17 protein-coding genes and 3 pseudogenes are annotated in these 18,761 nt (G+C 70.5%); 12 read left to right on the forward strand and 8 right to left on the reverse strand.

The features are described 5' to 3' along the window. A complete protein-coding gene (locus ABZ267_RS10180; RefSeq protein ID WP_356753474.1) occupies positions 1–792 on the forward strand; it encodes a phosphatase PAP2 family protein in 792 nt (263 codons plus the stop codon). Between the two features lie 19 nt (positions 793–811). On the opposite strand, the gene ABZ267_RS10185 is transcribed toward ABZ267_RS10180, so the two are convergent. Then, on the reverse strand, positions 812–1,411 hold the full coding sequence (locus ABZ267_RS10185) for a TetR/AcrR family transcriptional regulator (protein WP_356753476.1): 600 nt from the start codon (positions 1,409–1,411) through the stop codon (positions 812–814). Between the two features lie 223 nt (positions 1,412–1,634). On the opposite strand from ABZ267_RS10185, the gene ABZ267_RS10190 reads away from it, so the two are divergent. From ABZ267_RS10190 to ABZ267_RS10205, 4 genes and pseudogenes are all read left to right on the forward strand, one after another. Next, positions 1,635–2,213 (forward strand): 2Fe-2S iron-sulfur cluster-binding protein, encoded by a 579-nt coding sequence (locus tag ABZ267_RS10190; protein WP_356753478.1) that lies wholly within the window; start codon positions 1,635–1,637, stop codon positions 2,211–2,213. Next, positions 2,210–3,202, forward strand: a complete 993-nt coding sequence (locus ABZ267_RS10195) for a xanthine dehydrogenase family protein subunit M (protein ID WP_356753480.1) — start codon at positions 2,210–2,212, stop codon at positions 3,200–3,202. Before ABZ267_RS10190 ends, ABZ267_RS10195 begins: the two co-directional genes overlap by 4 nt. After that, a pseudogene (locus ABZ267_RS10200) lies at positions 3,199–5,359 on the forward strand (xanthine dehydrogenase family protein molybdopterin-binding subunit). Before ABZ267_RS10195 ends, ABZ267_RS10200 begins: the two are co-directional and overlap by 4 nt. Further along, positions 5,352–6,473 (forward strand): XdhC/CoxI family protein, encoded by a 1,122-nt coding sequence (locus tag ABZ267_RS10205; RefSeq protein ID WP_356753482.1) that lies wholly within the window; start codon positions 5,352–5,354, stop codon positions 6,471–6,473. The pseudogene ABZ267_RS10200 and the gene ABZ267_RS10205 overlap by 8 nt, the downstream one beginning before the upstream one ends. A gap of 21 nt (positions 6,474–6,494) precedes the next feature. On the opposite strand, the gene ABZ267_RS10210 is transcribed toward ABZ267_RS10205, so the two are convergent. Together ABZ267_RS10210 and ABZ267_RS10215 are read right to left on the reverse strand one after the other, a co-directional pair. Next, positions 6,495–6,767: a DUF3253 domain-containing protein gene (locus tag ABZ267_RS10210; RefSeq protein ID WP_356753484.1), complete on the reverse strand. Its 273-nt coding sequence runs from the start codon at positions 6,765–6,767 to the stop codon at positions 6,495–6,497. A gap of 64 nt (positions 6,768–6,831) precedes the next feature. Next, positions 6,832–7,236 carry an SRPBCC family protein gene (locus tag ABZ267_RS10215; RefSeq protein WP_356753486.1) on the reverse strand — a complete coding sequence of 135 codons (405 nt, stop codon included), beginning with the start codon at positions 7,234–7,236 and terminating at the stop codon, positions 6,832–6,834. Positions 7,237–7,401: 165 nt separating this feature from the next. Here ABZ267_RS10215 and ABZ267_RS10220 point away from each other — a divergent pair. Next, positions 7,402–8,405 (forward strand): annotated as a pseudogene (locus ABZ267_RS10220) (DUF6215 domain-containing protein). A 199-nt stretch (positions 8,406–8,604) separates the two neighbouring features. Here ABZ267_RS10220 and ABZ267_RS10225 read toward each other — a convergent pair. The 3 genes from ABZ267_RS10225 to aztA all read right to left on the reverse strand — a co-directional run bounded on the left by ABZ267_RS10225 (position 8,605) and on the right by aztA (position 11,167). Beyond that, complete coding sequence (locus ABZ267_RS10225; protein ID WP_356753488.1) at positions 8,605–9,252, reverse strand: class F sortase; 648 nt, start codon at positions 9,250–9,252, stop codon at positions 8,605–8,607. 55 nt (positions 9,253–9,307) lie between these two features. Continuing rightward, entirely contained in the window at positions 9,308–9,940 is a 633-nt protein-coding gene (locus tag ABZ267_RS10230; protein WP_356753490.1) for a hypothetical protein, read from the reverse strand. Positions 9,941–10,423: 483 nt separating this feature from the next. Continuing rightward, positions 10,424–11,167 (reverse strand): zinc ABC transporter ATP-binding protein AztA, encoded by a 744-nt coding sequence (gene aztA / locus ABZ267_RS10235; protein ID WP_356753492.1) that lies wholly within the window; start codon positions 11,165–11,167, stop codon positions 10,424–10,426. Positions 11,168–11,182: 15 nt separating this feature from the next. Between aztA and aztB the strand changes: the two genes are divergently transcribed. From aztB to ABZ267_RS10265, 6 genes and pseudogenes are all read left to right on the forward strand, one after another. Further along, complete coding sequence (gene aztB, locus ABZ267_RS10240; RefSeq protein WP_356753494.1) at positions 11,183–12,043, forward strand: zinc ABC transporter permease AztB; 861 nt, start codon at positions 11,183–11,185, stop codon at positions 12,041–12,043. A gap of 21 nt (positions 12,044–12,064) precedes the next feature. Continuing rightward, complete coding sequence (locus tag ABZ267_RS10245; protein WP_356753496.1) at positions 12,065–13,300, forward strand: hypothetical protein; 1,236 nt, start codon at positions 12,065–12,067, stop codon at positions 13,298–13,300. Next, the gene (gene aztC, locus ABZ267_RS10250) at positions 13,297–14,274 is read left to right on the forward strand and encodes a zinc ABC transporter substrate-binding protein AztC (protein WP_356753498.1); all 978 of its coding nucleotides are present in this window, start codon (positions 13,297–13,299) and stop codon (positions 14,272–14,274) included. The genes ABZ267_RS10245 and aztC overlap by 4 nt, the downstream gene beginning before the upstream one ends. 90 nt (positions 14,275–14,364) lie before the next feature. Then, positions 14,365–15,567 (forward strand): zinc metallochaperone AztD, encoded by a 1,203-nt coding sequence (gene aztD / locus ABZ267_RS10255; protein WP_356753500.1) that lies wholly within the window; start codon positions 14,365–14,367, stop codon positions 15,565–15,567. A gap of 293 nt (positions 15,568–15,860) precedes the next feature. Beyond that, on the forward strand, positions 15,861–16,745 hold the full coding sequence (locus ABZ267_RS10260) for a SigB/SigF/SigG family RNA polymerase sigma factor (protein WP_356753502.1): 885 nt from the start codon (positions 15,861–15,863) through the stop codon (positions 16,743–16,745). Between the two features lie 231 nt (positions 16,746–16,976). Next, positions 16,977–17,087, forward strand: a pseudogene (locus ABZ267_RS10265) (DUF4440 domain-containing protein); the annotation flags it as partial. A gap of 401 nt (positions 17,088–17,488) precedes the next feature. Here ABZ267_RS10265 and ABZ267_RS10270 read toward each other — a convergent pair. Both ABZ267_RS10270 and ABZ267_RS10275 read right to left on the reverse strand, forming a co-directional pair. Beyond that, positions 17,489–17,959, reverse strand: a complete 471-nt coding sequence (locus tag ABZ267_RS10270) for a hypothetical protein (RefSeq protein ID WP_356753504.1) — start codon at positions 17,957–17,959, stop codon at positions 17,489–17,491. Between the two features lie 4 nt (positions 17,960–17,963). Beyond that, on the reverse strand, positions 17,964–18,527 hold the full coding sequence (locus ABZ267_RS10275; protein WP_073777719.1) for a hypothetical protein: 564 nt from the start codon (positions 18,525–18,527) through the stop codon (positions 17,964–17,966). Positions 18,528–18,761: the final 234 nt, after the last annotated feature.

Here is an 18,761-nt window from a genome sequence, read left to right on the forward strand (position 1 = left end):
ATGCCGACACGCACCACCACCACGCCCGCCGCAGAGCAGCGCACGCGCCGCGCCGACCGCCGGTTCGGCGTCCGCCTGCTGGGAGCCGTGGCCGCCGCGGCCACCGCCGCGATCCCCTTCGCGCTGGTCCTCGTCCTCGTCGAGGCGAGCTGGCCGCCACTGCGGCGCGTCGACGCGGGAGCGGCTCGTCGGCTGCACGAGTTCGCGATCGAACACCCGGCGTGGACCGGTACGTTGCGGATCCTGTCCGACTGGGTGTGGGACCCGGCGACCCTGCGCATCGCCGTCGCGCTGCTCACGCTCTGGCTTCTGTACCGGCGGGCCTGGCGCCTCGCCGCCTGGGCCGCGGTGACGGCGACCGGCGGCGCGCTGACCGGTGTGCTCGTCAAGGTGGTCGTGGAGCGGGCGAGGCCGTCGCTGGAGGATCCGGTCGCGCAGGCGCCCGGCTACTCCTTCCCTTCCGGCCACGCGATGACGGCGACCACCTCGTGCGCCGTGCTGCTCCTGGTGCTGCTGCCGATGGTCCCGCGACCCTGGCGTGCGCTCTGCTGGGGTGTGGCGGCGGTGTCGGTCCTGGGCGTGGGCTTCACCCGGATCGCGCTCGGCGTGCACTGGTTCAGCGACGTCATCGGCGGATGGCTGCTGGGCGCCGCCGTCGTGGTCCTGACCGGCTGGGCCTTCGAGGCGTGGCGGACGGATTCCGGCCGCCGCCCCACGAGTGTGGCGGAGGGCCTGGAACCCGAGCTCACCGACGAGGACCCGGAGCCGCCGACTGCGGTCGGCCGCAGGTGAGCCATCGGCACCGCACCACTCAGCGGCCCGGCGCACCCGCGCGCAGCCCGTCCATCACGAAGTCCAGCAGCCGGGCTGCCCGCGGCTGCCAGTCCTCTCGCGGATCGAGCTGCCAGAGGCCGGCGATGGCCAGGAAGAAGTCGTCCGGCGTCACACCCGCGCGTATGGTGCCGGCCTCCTCGTTGGCGCGGAGCAGCGTTCCGGCGGCCTCCAGCACCGGCGCGGGTCCGGGCTTGGCCGGACCGCCGGGCGCGCTGGTGACCAGCCGGATCGCGTCCGCCAGGCCCGCCTTGGTCATGGCGAACCCTGCGAGCCGGTCCATCCACTCACGCAGAGCCGCCTCGGGCTCGCGGCTGGAGAGCAACTCGGGTGCGGCGTCGGCCACTTGCTGCATCTCGTAGCGGTAGATCTCCAGCACGAGCGCTTCGCGGTGCGGGAAGTTGCGGTAGAAGGTGCCCTGCCCGACGCCCGCCTTCTTGGCGATGGTGCTCAGCGGGACGTCCGGACGCACCGTCAGTTCGGCCATGGCGACGTGCAGGATGCGCTCGCGGTTGCGCACCGCGTCCGAACGTGCCGGCGCGTCCGAACGCGCGGACGCGTCCTTCCTCGGCTGGGACACGCATCCTCCTCCACGGGTTCGTGGCCGAATCCCGTGCTTGTTAAGCGGACAGCTGTCCGTTACGTTGAATGGTGAAGCGGACAGTAGTCCGGTTAGGGCCACCTTAGCGCGGCCCGCCACAGGTGTGCACCCGGTGGCGGCTCCCGGGCCCGAACCCCAGGGCGGCCCCGGACCGCTGCCGCGACGCCGATCTCCTGTCACCGGACACCGAAGAAGGCTGATCATGGCCCCAGCATCCTCGTCGACCACCAGCGCGATCACCCTGAACATCAACGGCGAGAAGCACCACCTGTCCGTCGACCACCGCACCACACTGCTCGACGCACTGCGCGAGCACCTCGATCTCACCGGCACCAAGAAGGGCTGCGACCAGGGACAGTGCGGCGCCTGCACCGTCCTGATCGACCGGCGTCGCGCCGTCGCCTGCCTCAACCTCGCCGTCGCGGCCGAGGGACGCGAGATCACCACCATCGAAGGTGTCGCGGACGGCGACGACCTGCACCCCGTCCAGCAGGCCTTCCTCGACCTCGACGGCTACCAGTGCGGCTACTGCACGCCCGGCCAGATCTGCTCGGCCATCGCCGTCATCGAGGAGCACGCGGCGGGCTGGCCGAGCGCCGCCACCGACGACGTACGGCCCGAGTCCGCGCCACCACCCCTGACGCCGGACGAGATCCGCGAACGGATGAGCGGCAACCTGTGCCGCTGCGGCGCGTACGTCTCCATCGTCCAGGCCGTCGCCCGTGGCGCCCAGGCCCATGAACAGGCCCGTACGACAGAGGTCGAGGAGGCAGCCGCGTGAAGGAATTCGGCTACCAGCGCGCACACGACGTCAGCGGCGCGGTCGCGCTGCTCGCGGCCGACCCGGAGGCTCGGTTCCTCGGCGGCGGCACCAACCTCGTCGACCTGATGAAGACCGGCGTCGAACGACCGGCTCTGCTCGTCGACGTACGTGAACTGCCGCTGGACCGCGTCGAGTCCACGGCGGACGGCGGTCTGCGTATCGGTGCCACCGTCACCAACAGCGACCTCGCGGCCCATCCCGAAATCCGCCGCCGCTACCCGGCGTTGGCCCAGGCCGTCCTGGCCGGCGCCTCCGGACAGCTGCGCAACATGGCCACCGTCGGAGGCAATCTGCTCCAGCGCACCCGCTGCGGCTACTTCTCCGACGCCAGCGGGCCCTGCAACAAGCGTGTCCCGGGCAGTGGTTGCCCGGCCGTCGCCGGTGAGCACCACAACCACGCGGTCCTCGGCGCCTCCGACCACTGCGTGGCCGTCCACCCGTCCGACATGGGCGTTGCCCTGACGGCGTTCGACGCGCAGGTCGCGTACGAGACCCTCGACGGGCCGGACGAGGTGCCGCTCACCGATCTCTACCTCCCCGTCGGCGACACCCCGCACCGCGAAACCGTTCTGCCGCCCGGCGCGTTGATCACCCACATCACGCTGCCCTCAGCACCGGTCGCTACCAACTCCCGCTACCGCAAGGTGCGTGAACGCGCCTCGTACGCCTTCGCTATCGGCTCCGTCGCCGCCGCGCTCGCCATCGAGGACGGGCGCGTACGCGAGGCCCGGCTCGCGCTCGGTGCCGTGGCCTCCCGGCCCTGGCGTGCCCGTACCGCCGAAGCCGTCCTCGCGGGCGCACCGGCCACCGGCGACACCTTCGCCGCCGCCGCGGACGCCGAACTCGCCGCCGCCAGGCCGCTGCCCGACAACGGATACAAGGTGACCCTCATGCGCAACCTCGTGGTCTCCGTCCTCACCGAACTGGCCGAAGGAGGCGTCCGATGACCACCACCACACCGGGCCCCAGGGCGCTGCGCGCGGCGGCCGTCGGCACGGCCCGTACCCGCGTCGAGGGCCGCGACAAGGTCACCGGCGCAGCGCGTTACGCCGGAGAGGTCCCCTTCGCCGATCTGGCCCACGGCTGGCTGGTGCTCTCCACCGTCACCCGAGGCCGCATCGTCGCGATCGACACCGCCCCGGTCCTCTCCCTGCCGGGCGTCCTCACCGTGCTCCACCACGCCAACGCCCCACGCCTGCACACCGATTACGTCGGCATGCTCAACACTGCGCCGGACCCGGCCGCCGCCGTCTTCCAGGACGACAAGGTGCCGTTCGCCGGCTGGCCCGTCGCCCTGGTCGTCGCCGAGACGCCCGAACAGGCCCGGGATGCGGCGGAGGCGCTGGTGGTGACGTACGACGAGGAGCCGCACACCACCGTACTGACCGCCGACGACCCCGCCGCCTACGCCGCCGCCGGTCACATGCCGGCGGAGACCGAGAAGGGCGACCTGGAGGCCCAACTCGCCTCCTGCGCAGTCGTGCTGGACGAGGAGTACACCACTCCTGAGGAACAGCACAGCATGATGGAGCCGCACGCGGCGACCGCGATGTGGGACGGCGGACGGCTGGAGGTCGTCGACTCCAACCAGGGCACCACCTGGGTCCAGTCCGAACTGGCCACGATGTTCTCGCTCGACGCGTCCTCGGTGCGGGTGCGCTCCGAACACATCGGCGGCGGCTTCGGCAGCAAGGGCCTGCGCGCCCACCAGGTGTCCGCCGTCATGGCCGCCACAGCGCTACAACGGCCGGTGCGCGTGGTCATGACGAGACGTCAGACGTTCTCACTGGCCGGTTACCGGAGCCCCACCGCCCAGCGGGTCAGGCTCGGCGCCGACGCCGACGGCAGGCTCCGCGCTCTGGAACACCGCTCGCTCAACCAGACCTCCACCGTGTACGAGTTCGTCGAGCCGAGCGCGGGCGTCGCGCGGGTCATGTACGACGCCGACGCCCACCGCACGGCCAACCACGTCGTACGGCTCGACGTGCCGTCCCCGACCTGGATGCGGGCACCGGGCGAGGCGCCCGGTTCGTTCGCGATCGAGGCGGCCCTCGACGAACTCGCCGAACGCGCCGGTCTCGACCCGATCGAACTGCGGCTGCGCAACGAGCCCGAGGTGGGCCCCGTCTCCGGCCTTCCCTTCAGCAGCCGCAACCTGGCCGCCTGCTTTCACGAAGGCGCGCGCAGGTTCGGCTGGGCCGACCGCGACCCGTGCCCCGGCATCCGCCGCGACGGCCGCTGGCTGCTGGGCACCGGAACGGCCGCGGCCTCCTTCGGCGCCGGAGCCATGCCCTCCACGGCCCTTGTCACGGCGGAGGCGGACGGCTCCTTCACCGTACGGATCGCCGCCGCCGACATCGGCACCGGAGCCCGCACCGCGCTGACCTCGATCGCCGCCGACGCGCTGGAGACCACGCCGGAGCGGGTCCACGTCCGCATCGGTGACAGCGACTTCGGCCCCGCGATGATCGCCGGCGGTTCGATGGGCACCCGCTCCTGGGCCTGGGCGATCACGGCGGCCGCCACCGAACTCAGGGAGCGGCTCGCGGCGGCGCCCGGACATTCCGCCGGAAGGGATCACCGTACGCTCCGACACCACCGAGGCTCTCCGCGCTCTCGCACAGAAGGAACGGCACTCCTTCGGCGCCCAGTTCGCGGAGGTCGCCGTGGACACCGCCACCGGTGAGATCCGGGTCCGCCGCATGCTCGGCATCTTCGCCGCCGGCCGGATCGTCAACCCGCTCACCGCCCGCAACCAGCTGGTCGGCGGCATGACGTGGGGCATCTCCATGGCCCTGCACGAGGAGGCGGTCCGCGACCGGAACACCGGCCGCCACTACAGTCCGGACCTGGCCGGCTACCACGTGGCCACGCACGCCGATGTGCCGGACATCGAGGCGGACTGGGTGGACGACCACGACCCGGACGACCCGGTCGGGATCAAGGGCGTCGGCGAGATAGGGATCGTCGGTGCGGCGGCGGCCGTCGCCAACGCGGTCTGGCACGCCACCGGCGTACGTCATCGGAACCTGCCGATCCGCCCGGACCGCATCCTGACGGCATCGGCGGCTCCCGCCGAGAGCGGGGGAGCGGCGGATGCTTGACATCGCCGACGACCTCCACCGCTGGCTGGCCGAGGACCGGGAATTCGCGGTCGCCACCGTCGTCTCCGTCGGCGGCAGCGCTCCGCGCGGTCCCGGCGCCGCGCTGGCCGTCGACAGCGGGGGCACGGCGATCGGCTCGGTCTCCGGCGGCTGTGTGGAGGGTGCGGTGTACGAGCTGTGCCAACAGGCCCTGGAGGACGGGAGGTCCGTCCGCGAGAGCTTCGGCTACAGCGACGAGGACGCCTTCGCGGTCGGCCTGACCTGCGGTGGAGTCCTGGACATCCTGGTCACGCCGGTCCGTACGGACTCACCGGAGCGGGCGGTACTGAGGACCGCGCTCTCCGCCGCCACCTCCGGCGAGGCCGCGGCTCTGGCCCGAGTGGTACACGGCCCGGCGGAGCTGCTCGGGAGGGCCTTGCTGGTCCGCCCGGACGGCAGTCGCACCGGCGGGCTCGGCGGCCACGCCGACCTGGACCGTACGGCGGCGGCCGAGGCCCAGGCGCTCCTGGACACCGGTCGGACCGCCACCGCCACCGTCACCGTCTCCGAGGACGGCTCGCACTGTCCCGGCGGGCTCACGCTGCTCGTCGAGTGCAGCGTGGAGCCGCCGCGCATGATCGTGTTCGGTGCCGTCGACTTCGCGGCGGCCCTGGTCCGGGCCGGCAAGTTCCTGGGCCACCACGTCACGGTGTGCGACGCCCGGCCCGTCTTCGCGACCCGCGACCGTTTCCCGGAGGCGGACGAGGTCGTCATCGACTGGCCGCACCGCTATCTGCGCGGCACCCGTACGGATGGGCGGACGGTGGTGTGCGTGCTCACGCACGAGGCGCGGTTCGACGTGCCGCTGCTCACGGAGGCGCTGCGGAGGCCGGCCGCGTTCGTCGGCGCGATGGGCTCACGCCGGACCCATGAGGACCGGCTGCGGCGGCTGCGCGAGGCGGGGCTGAACGAGGACGAGCTGGTGCGGCTGCGATCACCCATCGGCCTGGACCTCGGAGCCCGTACGCCGGAGGAGACGGCCCTGTCCATCGCCGCGGAGATCGTCGCGGCGAGGCGTGGAGGCACTGGCCTGCCGCTGACGGGCGGGGCGGAGCCCATCCACCGGGCGGCATAACGGCTTCGCCGTCCGCCCGCCTCAGCGCAGACGCCGCAGGCGGATCGGCCCACGCGCCTCATCCGGATCGACGGCCCGACCACCTTGGGTGATCTCCACCTCCCCGGCCGCCACCAGCCGCCGCGCCGCCTGGCGAACCGGCTCCATGAGCGCGCGCCAGCCGTCGTCGTCGCCGTCGTACACCGCTCGCGCGGCGTCGGACGGGCAGATGGTGGCGTCGGGCGCGCGCCCGTCCAGCAACTCCAGGATGGCCTGTTCGAGCCGCTGGTCCTTCTGCTGCCCGTCTCCGGTCATGCGGCGAGTGTCCCATCCGCCCCGAAAGGCCGCCCGCGGAACGCCCGGGCAGCACATCGCTCCGTCAGCAGGACCGCTCGCCGTTCCCAGGTGACACCAGCCGGCGCAGAGCGAGACGAGCCAACGGCGCGTACACCAGGACCACCGCCGCCGGCCCATCGATGCGCAGCTCGGTCTCCGCTCCGAACGGTGCCCGATCCCGTACGGCATGCCACAGCCGCATCCGCACCGGCCCCACCCGAACCCGCCAGGACCAGGTGCGCGCCTCGTGGTCGACGGCTTCGACGAGAAAGTCGACGCCCGGCCCCACCAGCGGCACCACCCGCCCGCGCATCCCGGCCCTCAGCTCCACCTCCGCCTTCACGGCCCGGATCTGCGGAGCCCACACCGGCCAGCAAGCCGTCCGCACGTACCGCTGCCAGACCCTCTCCGCGCTCGCCGAACCCACGGCGCTTACCGTTCGTCTCACGGCCTCACCCTCCTTGCGGCGACCCTGCACGGCAATCCGGCGACGCTGTCTGGACAGCCGACACGGCGTACAGCGCGATCTGCTGCACCGATCGCATCGAAAGCCTTCGTTCATCACGGGTCTTCCGTTACAGCCGAGGCGGTCTTGTCCTGGTGAGATCGCCGGGTGCTTGGTCTCCTCCTCCGGCTCCTGCCCTTCTGGGTCCGTGAGCCTCTGTTCATCGTGGTCGGGTCGGTTTTCGGCGTACGCATCCTGTATCTCGCCGTCCGCGACGGCGAATGGCCGGCAGCCGGGATCGGCGTGGTGTTCCTGGTGTTCACCGCGGTGCGTGTCCACATGGTGATCCGGGCGCTCCGCCTCCGCCGGGACGCGAGGACGGCAGCGCTCGCGGACGGCGCGGCGCCCGACGCTGTTGTTCAGCCGCAGCCGCGGCCTTCAGCGGGGCGGCGTGTCGCCTCGGCCGTTCCGAGGAAGGAGCCCAACGCGTGGGGTCAGGCCGTCGCGGCCGTGCCCTTGTTCGCGGTACTCGGGGCGGCGCTGTGGTTGGGCCCGCAACTGCTGCCCTCCGAGGAGGACAGCACACCGCAGGCCGCCTCGTGTTCGCGCGAGGAAGGCGAGGCGCTGCCGAGCGCGTACGAGAAGACGCCCCGGGCCGTCACCGGTGACGAGCTGTGCGAGGCGCTCAACAGACCGGATCTGGCCCGGCTCCTCGGCACACCCACGGAGACCGCGACCGTGGCATCCGGCACCAGCGACACCGCACCGCTGACCGACGGAAAGGTCGCCCAACCGGAGGCCGAGGTCCAGTTCGACACCTACACCGTGAACGTCTCGGTCACGTACAACGAGCTGTCGATCGACCAGTACGTGAACCTGATGGAATTCGGGCGGTCGACGGACGTCAAGACGCTCTCGGTCCTCGACCGGCCCGCGGTCCTCTCCTCGGATCACACCATGGCGATCGAGATCGATCTCGGGAGCAGTGGAGCCGGCGGACCCGTCGGGCAAGGCCCCTTGGCCAGAACGCTGTCCGTGGCCCTCGACGGGAAAGACCGGGCGGCTACTGCGACATCACGGTGTGGAGCGAGTCCGGAGCCCTGCCGGCCGACAGCGCGCTCCTCGACATCGCCGAGACGATTCTGCCGACGATTCCCGAACGGACTGTGTGAAGGTTCGGCGGCTGACCCCCGCGAGCGGTATCCCGGCTCGGTACGGAACACGGCAAGTCGGCCTTCACAGCGCTCGACACGGCCGTGCGGGCCGGCTGTTCGGGACGGCGTGTACGTCTGAGCGCGCCGGCCCCCGTCCTCGGTCGTGCAGGCGGCCGGTACCTCGCCCTCAAGGTACCGGCCGAGCCTGAGGCGGCGTTCAGGCCGCCTTCTTCAGTGATGTCAGGTGGGCGAAGACCACCACATTCGCCGAGTAGCCCGCCTTCTCGTCGAAACGCCCGCCGCAGGTCAGCAGCCGGAGTTCGGGGCGCCCGGTGTCCCCGTACACCTTGTCGTCGGGGAACTTGTCCTTCGTGTACGTCTTCACCGCGTCCACCGTGAACACCGCGGTCTTGCGGTCCGCGCGCACCACGTTGACCTTGTCGCCCCGGCGTAGCGCGTTGAGGTTGAGGAAGATGGCGGGGCCGGTCCTGGTGTCCCGGTGGCCCACGAGCAGGGCCGTGCCGTCCTCACCGGGCGACGGCCCCTTCTCGTACCAGCCCGTCAGCTTCGGTTTGCTCAACGGTGGAGCTCCGAGCCGGCCCTTTGTGTCGAGGCCGAGTCCGGTGACCGGCGCCTCGATGAAGATGGCGGGAATGGCGACCTTCAGGGGGCGGGAGGGCACCAGGGGCGCGTGCGAGGCGGGCACGTGCTTCTCCGGTGTGTGCGGTGCCCGCCGGAACGGCTCCGACCCGCCGCCCGCGGCGTCGCTGCCGCGGGCGGCGGTGACCGTCCGGGTGTCCTCGGAGGAGTCCGAGGACACCCAGACGATGCCGGCCACCAGAGAGAACGTCACGCACAGCGTCATGGTGAGACGGCACGCGCGTGTCGGTCCTCGTCGTCGTCGCCGTCGGCAGCGGACGTCACGCCTCGCCACGGGCACGGCGACGAGCGGACCGACGCATCATGATCAGGCCCGCGGCTCCTGCGGCCCCGGCGACCAGCGCGGCCGCGGCTCCGGCGTTCGAGCCGCTGTCGGAGCTGATGGGCTCCATGTCCGGGACACCGCCGCCGCCCGCGGGGACCCCGCCGATGGGCTGCTGCGGCTTGTGAGGCTTGCCGCCGCCGTGACCGCGGTCGGGGCACTCGACCTTGAAGCTCTTCTGCTTCGGGCCCGCCGGGACGACCCACACCAGCTGGTACGTGCCCTCCGGCAGCCGGTACGTCTCACTGCGCGCACTGCCGTTGATGAGCGGAAGGGTGTCCAGCAGGGTGGTGCCCGGCGGCACGGTCGGGGGCTGCTCGGTGATCGTCCAGGGGACCGAGGGGAACGACTCGAAGTTGCTCGCCGACAGCACGAACTTGCAGACCTGGACCCCGTCGCGGTCGCCGCGCGAGTGCCAGCTGACCGAACTGATGTCGATGTCACCGCTGTCGCCGGGGGCCGCGTAGGCGGCCGGTGCTCCGGCCAGGGTGGCGCCGGCGACCGCGACTGCGACGGTCACCTTGGCGCCCGTGCGGACACTGCGGGAGCGGACGGAACGGGAGATGCGCATGAAGGCTCCTTCAAGGCGAGATGATTGTCGTACTGATCACCTGATCGCCTAAGTGATGCCATGAATCGTCGCAAAAGTCAGATAAGACACGAGGAAATGTCGGAAGTGCCCTGATCGGCCGACAGCACACGAGTGGAACTTGGGCACACGGACCGGATCGCGGTCCGCGAAGAGCGGCGTGACGGAGCCGGAACGCTGCGGCTCACCGTCCGCATCCGCTGCGCCTGGCCCCGCCACGACCGGCGTTGCTGCTCTTCCTGGCCGCTTCTGTCCGCCCGGAATCCCTGTGGCTTCGACCGGGCCGTAGCGAACTACCTGCGGACGGGTGTGGACGCAGGAATGCTTGTTCCCGCCCGGCGGTGAGTCCCTGCGAGCCTCCGACGTGTACGGCCCGGTCATCGGCCGCCTCATCGGGAAGGCGCGGAGTCCTACGCGCCGCTCGGCATGTCGTCCTGGCCTTCGCGGCTGCGTGTGCCGCGCTCCTCAGAGCGCTTGCCAGATCTGGGTCAGCGACGACGTCGTGAGGACCTGGTCCGGTCGCCCCTGCCCGGCGAGGCGGCCGTCCTGAAGCAGGAGACAGGCGTCCGCCGCGCGTGCCGCCGCGAGATCATGCGTGGCCTGGACGATCGTCACCCCGTCGGTGACGAGCGCCGCCAGCAGCACCCCGATCCGGTCCCTGGCCTCCGGATCCAGGCCGGTGGTCGGCTCGTCGAGGAGCAGGAGGTCCGACTCCTGCGCCAGCCCCTGGGCGATGAGCGCGCGTTGACGCTGCCCGCCCGACAGCTCGCCCAGTTGGCGTGAGGCGAGGTCGCCGATGCCGAGCCGGTCGAGGGCCGCGTCCACGGTCGCGTGGTCCCGTGCGGTCAGCCGGCGCCACGGGCCGCGCTCGACCCAGCGCCCCATCTCCACGGTCTGCCGAACGGTGAGGGGAAGCGTGTCGCCGACCGCCCCGCGCTGCGGCACGAAGGCGGGCGGTCGGTCACCGGTGCGGAAGAGGTCGCCGGATGTCGGCTTGATCACACCGGCGAGCACGCCGAGCAGGGTCGACTTGCCGCTGCCGTTCGGGCCGACGAGCGCCGTCGTGGTCAACCCGGTTATTTCTCCGCTGACTTGATGGAGTACCGGGCGCCCTGGATAGCCGGCGCACAGCTCCGAGAAGCGGAGCGGAACGGTCCGATCGAGAGGCGGGACGGGCGAGAGGCGTGGTTTGTTGAACATGATTTTCATTGTAGTGTCCGGCGCATGGAATGGTTGACGGTCCCGTTCGAGGTGACCTTTGTGCAGCGGGCCCTGTGGGGCGGGATGCTGGTATCCGCCATCTGTGCGCCGGCGGGCGCCTGGGTGGTGCTGAGGGGAATGGCCTTCCTCGGTGACGCCATGTCCCACGGGCTGCTGCCGGGCGTCGCGGTCGCCGCGCTCCTCGGGGGCAACCTGATGGTGGGTGCGGTGGTCAGTGCCGCCGTCATGACGGCCGGTGTCACCGCACTGAGCCGTACGCCGAGGCTGTCGCAGGACACCGGCATCGGGCTGCTGTTCGTCGGCATGCTCTCGCTCGGCGTGATCATCGTGTCGCGCTCACAGTCCTTCGCGGTCGACCTGACCGGCTTTCTCTTCGGGGACGTCCTCGCCGTCAGGCAGAGGGATCTCCTCGTGCTCGCGGCGGCGTTGCTCGCGGCGCTGGCGGTGTCGGTCCTCGGCCACCGGGCCTTCCTGGCCCTGGCGTTCGACTCACGCAAGGCCCACACCCTGGGGCTGCGGCCGCGCCTGGCCCACGCGGTTCTCCTCGGCCTCCTCGGCCTGGCGATCGTCGCCTCGTTCCACATCGTGGGAACGCTGCTCGTCCTCGGACTGCTCATCGCGCCACCGGCGGCCGCTCTGCCCTGGGTTCGTTCCGTGTGCGGAGTCATGGTGCTCGCCGCCCTGCTCGGCGCCTTGGCCACCTTCGGCGGGCTGCTGCTGTCCTGGCACCTGAGCACCGCGGCCGGCGCGACGGTCGCGGCCCTCGCGGTGAGCCTGTTCTTCCTGTCCCACGTGCTGTCCGGCCTGCGCGACCGGCGTACGCGCCAGGCCCGCTCCACGGCACCCCTGCTCCAAGTCGACTGAAAGAAGCCAGAGGCGACCATCATGATGATCCGCAGAAACGTCACTCCATGGGCATCGGCCGCATTGGTGGTCACCGCGCTGCTCACCACGAGTTGCGCGGGGGAGAAGCGCGACGCCGCACAGCCCGACGCGCGCCCCTCGTCCGCCACTCCGCACGGGTACGTCGAGGGAGCCCAGGAGGCCGCCGAGCAGCAGTCCCGGCTCCTCCTGAACGACCCCGCCAGCGGCGACACCAGGGTTCTCGACCTCGTCACCGGCAAGGTGCGCAGGACGGCCGAGGTGAAGGACGCCGTTCGGCTGGGCACGGACGGCAGGTTCGGCTATCTCCACGCGCCCGGTGGCACCCATGTGCTCGACAGTGGCGCCTGGATGGTGGACCACGGAGACCACGTCCACTACTACAGCGCGTCGACGCGGGACGTCGGTGAGCTTCCTGTGGGCAGCCAGGCGCAGATACGCAGCGATGTCGCCGTGACCGCGGTGACCGACGAGAACGGCCGCACCGTCCTTTACGACCGCGGCAAGCTGGAGAGAGGGCAGATCGCGACGTCCCGTACGCTGAGCGGCACGTACTCCGGCGCCGTCGTGCCGTACGAGGAACACCTGCTCGCCCTCGCGAAAGAGGGCGACGCCACCGAACTCGTCGTCCTCGACCGCGAAGGCGAACGCCTGGCCTCCCCGGACGTGACGTGCGACGCGCCCCGTGGAGACGCCGTCACCCGGCGCGGCGTGATCCTCGGCTGCGCCGACGGCGCCCTGCTCGTGGGCAGGCAGGACGGCGCCTTCACCGCCGAGAAGATCCCGTACGGAAAGCACGTCCCGGCGCAGGAACGAGCCACCGCCTTCCACCACCGGCCCGGCAGCGACACGCTCACCGCCAAGGCCGGAGACGACGCGGTCTGGGTTCTCGACGTGACCGAGCGGGCCTGGAAGCGGGTGGCCACCGGGCCCGTCGTCGCGGTCAACACGGCCGGCGAGGGCTCCCCGCTGCTCGTTCTGCAGACGGACGGCTCGGTGCACGGTTATGACATCGCGACCGGAAAGCAGACCGCACGGACCAGGCCGCTGCTGACAGGAGAGAAGCAGGACGACTCCGGCGGCGGCGCCGCCGTCATCGAGGTCGACCGCAGCCGCGCCTACGTCAACGACCCCGAGGGCAGAAAGGTGTTCGAGATCGACTACAACGACGGCCTGCGTATCGCGCGCTCCTTCGACCTGGACGTCAAACCGGTCCTCATGGTGGAGGCCGGGCGATGAGCCGAACCGAGGAGCAGCATCGTGGACGGGCCGGCACCGCTCGCCTGCGCCGTCTGATCGCGAGTCTGCTCGCTCTCGTGACGGCCGTGACCGTCACCTCCTGCACCACCGGCGACGACCGGCCCAGCATCGTCGTCACGACCAACATCCTCGGCGACGTCACCCGCGAGATCGTCGGCGGCGAGGCCGACGTCACCGTCCTGATGAAGCCCGACGCCGACCCGCACTCCTTCGGGCTGTCAGCGGTGCAGGCCGCCGAGCTGGAACAGGCCGACCTGGTCGTCCACAACGGCCTGGGCCTGGAGGAGAACGTCCTGCGGCACGTGGACGCCGCCCGCGCGTCCGGTGTCGCCACCTTCGCGGCCGGCGAGGCGGCCGACCCGCTCACCTTCCACACCGCCGACGACGGCGGCCCCGAGGGCGAGGAAGGGCAGCCCGACCCGCACTTCTGGACCGACCCCGACCGGATGCGCAAGGTCACCGGGCTGATGGCCGACCAGGTCATCGAGCACGTCGACGGTGTGGACCCCGGCACGATACGCGCCAACGCCGACCGCTACGCGAAGCGCCTCGCCGACCTCACCACCTGGATGGAGAAGTCCTTCGGCCGAGTCCCCGCGGACCACCGAGCTCTGGTCACCAACCACCACGTCTTCGGCTACCTCGCCGACCGCTTCGGCTTCGCGGTGATCGGCGCGGTCATCCCCAGCGGCACCACGCTGGCCTCACCCAGCTCCTCGGACCTGCGCTCCCTCACCGAGGCGATGGAGAGAGGAGGCGTACGCACCGTCTTCGCCGACTCCTCCCGGCCCGGACGGCTCGCCGAGGTACTGCGAACGGAGATGGGCGGCGGGATCCGTGTCGTCGAACTCCACTCGGAGTCCCTGACCGCCAAGGGCGCGGGCGCCGACACCTATCTGCGGATGATGCGCGCCAACACCACCGCCATGGTCACCGGCCTGACCGGCACCTGATCCTCCGAGCCTCCCGGAACACCCGCCCATCGGGCGCCGACTCCTCGTACCCCCATGCCGCCACCGCGCGGTGCAGAAAGGAACATCGTGATGAACAAGTCGATACGCGGCAGAGCTCTCACGGGCACGGCCATGGCCCTGGCCATCTCCACGGTCCTGACCGCCTGCGGAGGAGAGAGCTCCTCCTCCACCGACGCCACGTCCGACGGAACCGCGAGCGCCACGCCCGCGGTGGCGGTCAAGGAGCCGCTGGTCGCCACCTTCGACGGCGGCCTGTACATCCTCGACGGCCAGAGCCTGAAGCTCGCCAGGACCATCGACCTGCCTGGCTTCAACCGGGTCAACCCCGCAGGCGACAAGGACCATGTCGTGGTCTCCACCGACAGCGGATTCCGCGTCCTGGACGCCACCGACCAGGCTCTCACCGGTATCGAGTACCAGGGTGCCAAGCCCGGCCACGTCGTCCGCCACGCCGCGAAGACCGTGCTCTTCACGGACGGCACCGGAGAGGTCAACGTCTTCGACCCCACCGCACTCAGCAGCGGCAAGAAGCCGGCGGGGCGCACCTACACCTCCGCCGAGCCGCACCACGGCGTCGCCATCGAACTGGCCGACGGCAAGCTCGTGAGCACCCTGGGCACCGAGGAGAAGCGCACCGGTGCGCTGGTGCTGGACCGGAACAACAAGGAGATCGCCCGGAACGAGGACTGCCCCGGCGTTCACGGCGAGGCCGCCGCCGAGAACGAGGCCGTCGGCGTCGGCTGCGAGGACGGCATCCTGATCTACCAGAACGGCGAGTTCACCAAGATCGACTCTCCCGACGACTACGGCCGCATCGGCAACCAGGCCGGCAGCGACGCCTCGCCCGTGCTGCTGGGCGACTACAAGACCGACCCCGAGGCCGAGCTGGAACGTCCCACGCGCGTCTCCCTCATCGACACCGAGAAGAAGAAGGTGCGCCTCGTCGACCTGGGCACCAGCTACTCCTTCCGCTCGCTGGCCCGCGGCCCGTACGGCGAGGCCCTGGTCCTCGGCACCGACGGCGCCCTCCACGTGATCGACCCGGCCACCGGCAGGATCGAGAAGAGGATCCCTGCGGTGGGCGAGTGGCAGGAGCCGCTGGACTGGCAGCAGGCCAGGCCCACGCTGTTCGTGCGCGGACACGTCGCGTACGTCTCCGAGCCCGGCAAGAAGGCGCTGCACGCCATCGACCTCGAAACGGGGAAGAAGATCACCTCGGTCACCCTGCCGAAGAGCACCAACGAGCTGTCGGGTGTCGTCGCCGGACACTGACCGTGTGTGTGCCCTTGCCGCCACGGCTCGTTGCCTCGGCGGCAAGGGCACACGCCCACCGCGTCGCACATCCTGCCCACTGTTCCGTCACTGCCTTCGGGCGGTCTGCCGGCCTCCGACGCGCAGAGCGGACAGGCGGCCGTGTTTGAGAACGTCGATCGGGGACATACGTCGGCTCGACGTGCTTGGGCAGACAGGCACACACTCGCGGGAGCGGCATCCGGCCGCCGTGAGGTGTTCCTTGTCGGTGCCCTCCCGTGTTGTCCATGAACAGCAGTCATCGGGAGACGCGCATGTCCACCACATCCCAACGCCTTCCGCTCTCCGCCGCCTTGGACCACGGTGCAACCGCCACCGCCACTCCTGCGGCGCTTCCGCGGATCGAGGACCCCGGGAAGATCGCTCCGAAGGACGCACGGGCGCTGGGGTCGTTGTTCTTCGAGCAGTTGCAGGTGCTCGAAGAAGGCACCCACGAGTACCAGTACGCCCGCAACACGCTGATCGAGATGAACCTGTCGCTGGTGCATTTCGCGGCGAAGCGCTTCCGCAACCGTGGCAGCGGCGAGATGGAGGACATCGTCCAGGTCGGCACGATCGGGCTGATCAAGGCGATCGACCGCTTCGAGCTGTCGCGCGAGGTCGAGTTCACCTCCTTCGCGATCCCGTACATCGTCGGCGAGATCAAGCGGTTCTTCCGCGACTCGACGTGGGCCGTCCACGTACCGCGCCGTCTGCAGGAACTGCGCGTGGCCCTGGCCAAGGCCAAGGAGAGTCTCACCTCCGTCCTGGGCCGTGACCCCGGCGTCGCCGAACTCGCCGAGCACCTGAACATGAGCGAGGAGGAGGTCATCGAGGGACTCATAGCCGCCAACGGCTACACCGCGGGCTCCCTCGATCTGCCCATCGGCGCCGAGCAGAACAGCGCCGAGACGGTCACCTACGGAGACATCAAGGGTGACGTCGACCCAGCCATGGAACTGGTCGAAGACCTGCACGTCCTGGCGCCGCTGCTGGACCGGCTGGACGACCGGGACCGGGAGCTCGTCGCGATGCGCTTCGGCCAGGAGATGACACAGGCTCAGATCGGCGAACACCTCGGCATCTCGCAGATGCACGTCTCCCGGCTGCTGGCCCGGCTGCTCACCAAGCTCCGCAAGGAGATGCTCACCCAGAACTGACCGGCACGCGACATCGAGGGACGGGGCGCGGCGCCGGGCGGTGGTGACGGCAAGGCGCTTCTCACCGAATGGTCCTCGGTGAGAGTTCTGCGCGGGCCCTCGCGCCGTGACGCGCCGCCGTATGTCGAGCGAACGCCATCAGCTTCGACGTCTCCTGTGGAAGAGGCTGCACCACCGATGCCGCACCTTCCCTGCGCACACGCAGACGGAGACCGAGAGGACTGAAGAACCATGCGGGACAACGCCGAGCAGATCCGAGCGCTCATCGAGGGCTGGGCCGGAGCAGTGCACGAGGGCCGTATCGACACGGTCGTCGCGGACCATGCCGAGGACCTCGTGATGGTGCACAGCGGCGGCCGGGGTGACGGTGATCACGGATACCCGCGAGCCACAGCCGCGTACGCTTGCGGCGCCGTCGTGGTGGAGCTCGGAGGGGGGAGTGTGTCCTCTCCGTGCCACCTGGCGAAGCACGAGAAGAGTCGGCAAGTGGTCAGCATGGTTCCTGGAGGATCTGCGGAACGCGGCCTGGGCGCGTGACTCGTCGAAGGGTGAGAAAACAGCCCTTGACCTGCAAAAACGTAGGCAGGGAGCCTACGTCCAGGAGTACCTCGATGCTGCGAACCATGTTCAAGTCCGAGAGCTGACTATGTGGCGCCGCCGCAGGTCAGGGGCATCAGGTGCCCCCTCAGGTCAGCAAGCGGGGACACGCGTCCCGGACGTGTCCCCGCTTGCTGACCTGCTACCTACAACGCGTCGTGATGGAGCGGGCCCTTCTCTCCAGGGGAGGCCGGAGGCATCAGATGCCGACGAGCCACGGCCACAAGTAGTACATAGGCGACCACCACCAGGACGACCGTGATGATCCACGACCGCGAACCGGTCGGGGCGTAGACCCGCCCCACGTTGCCCACGTCCACGGCCGGCGCTGTCTGCCCGGCCTCGAACGTGTCCCGGCCGCTCCCGTAGAGCTTGACGCCCGTGAGTTCCACGGTGGCGTCGTCGGAGCGAAACGTTCCCGACCATTCACATGAGGTGTGCCCGGAGTGACCCACGCACACGAGATGGGCGGCGGTGAAGGTGCCCCGCGGCCCGTCCGCGGTTGCGGCTCGGGCGGCGGTGCCGAGATTCGGCACCGTCATCCAGAAGAGCAGGATTCCAGCCAGCAGAAGCAGGAGGGAGACGAACCCGGAGGGCCTTCTCCCGCCGGTGGCCATACGCTCATTCCCGCGGCGCGCAAGAGCACCGTGCGGCGGCGTTGTCCGGCCGGTTCGCGCGGGTGTGCAGGTACATCGCCACCACCATGGGGACCGTCACGAGGGTGTTGTAGAAGAGGTGCAGTTCCACCCGGGGCATGATCAGCTGGATCAGGCTTGTCGGAGCGGCCTTGCCCAGCAGATTCGCGCCCGCGAGCGCCTGGACCAGGAGCAGCAGGTGCTCCAAGTGGTGCCACACCTGGATCCCGAGCGACACGTTCCACCAGGTCCCCGAGCGGCCGGTGAAACCCGGACGCAAAAGGAACAGGCCGACCATCATCACCAGGGCGTAGCCGTAGTGCATCCATTCCGACGTGACGAGCCACGGGAACGGAATTCCGAGGACACCGCGCGCCTCCGGGATCGGCCAGCCCATGACATAGATCTGGTAGGCCTGGACCAGGTGCTCTGCCCAGTGCGCTACGACGATGAACAGGAATAACCGCAGGCCGAGTTGATGGTGTCGGCCGTTGAGCGAGTCGAGTCCGCCCCGCAGGGCGTGGGGTGACGCTCCCGTGCTGATGGCCATGCCTGAACCTCCACGGTCGGGGAACGGTGGCCCATTACACCAGCACCGCACACGGGACGGCTTCTTCCGAAGTGCTCTCCTTCGGGGACCTGTTCGCGGACGCCCGCAGGCCGGCGCACGGTCCGGTGCACGCTCCCGGCGTGCGCGGCGCCGGCCTTCCCGGTGCGCGCCGAGCAGATGCCGCTGCTCAGGGACATGATCGCGGAAGGGCCCGGTCGTTCTGTGCTCATGGCC

The organism is Streptomyces sp. NPDC006174 (assembly GCF_040614075.1).
Lineage (GTDB): Bacteria > Actinomycetota > Actinomycetes > Streptomycetales > Streptomycetaceae > Streptomyces.

Bases quoted from the DNA above. Each gene is read 5' to 3' on its own strand.
- ABZ267_RS10275 (WP_073777719.1), bottom strand. From the start codon at position 18,527: ATGGCCATCAGCACGGGAGCGTCACCCCACGCCCTGCGGGGCGGACTC.
- ABZ267_RS10245 (WP_356753496.1), top strand. From the start codon at position 12,065: ATGATGATCCGCAGAAACGTCACTCCATGGGCATCGGCCGCATTGGTG.
- ABZ267_RS10270 (WP_356753504.1), bottom strand. From the start codon at position 17,959: ATGGCCACCGGCGGGAGAAGGCCCTCCGGGTTCGTCTCCCTCCTGCTT.
- aztC (WP_356753498.1), top strand. From the start codon at position 13,297: ATGAGCCGAACCGAGGAGCAGCATCGTGGACGGGCCGGCACCGCTCGC.
- ABZ267_RS10180 (WP_356753474.1), top strand. From the start codon at position 1: ATGCCGACACGCACCACCACCACGCCCGCCGCAGAGCAGCGCACGCGC.
- ABZ267_RS10190 (WP_356753478.1), top strand. From the start codon at position 1,635: ATGGCCCCAGCATCCTCGTCGACCACCAGCGCGATCACCCTGAACATC.
- aztD (WP_356753500.1), top strand. From the start codon at position 14,365: ATGAACAAGTCGATACGCGGCAGAGCTCTCACGGGCACGGCCATGGCC.
- aztA (WP_356753492.1), bottom strand. From the start codon at position 11,167: ATGAAAATCATGTTCAACAAACCACGCCTCTCGCCCGTCCCGCCTCTC.
- ABZ267_RS10230 (WP_356753490.1), bottom strand. From the start codon at position 9,940: ATGCGCATCTCCCGTTCCGTCCGCTCCCGCAGTGTCCGCACGGGCGCC.
- ABZ267_RS10205 (WP_356753482.1), top strand. From the start codon at position 5,352: ATGCTTGACATCGCCGACGACCTCCACCGCTGGCTGGCCGAGGACCGG.
- ABZ267_RS10260 (WP_356753502.1), top strand. From the start codon at position 15,861: ATGTCCACCACATCCCAACGCCTTCCGCTCTCCGCCGCCTTGGACCAC.
- ABZ267_RS10225 (WP_356753488.1), bottom strand. From the start codon at position 9,252: ATGACGCTGTGCGTGACGTTCTCTCTGGTGGCCGGCATCGTCTGGGTG.
- ABZ267_RS10210 (WP_356753484.1), bottom strand. From the start codon at position 6,767: ATGACCGGAGACGGGCAGCAGAAGGACCAGCGGCTCGAACAGGCCATC.
- aztB (WP_356753494.1), top strand. From the start codon at position 11,183: ATGGAATGGTTGACGGTCCCGTTCGAGGTGACCTTTGTGCAGCGGGCC.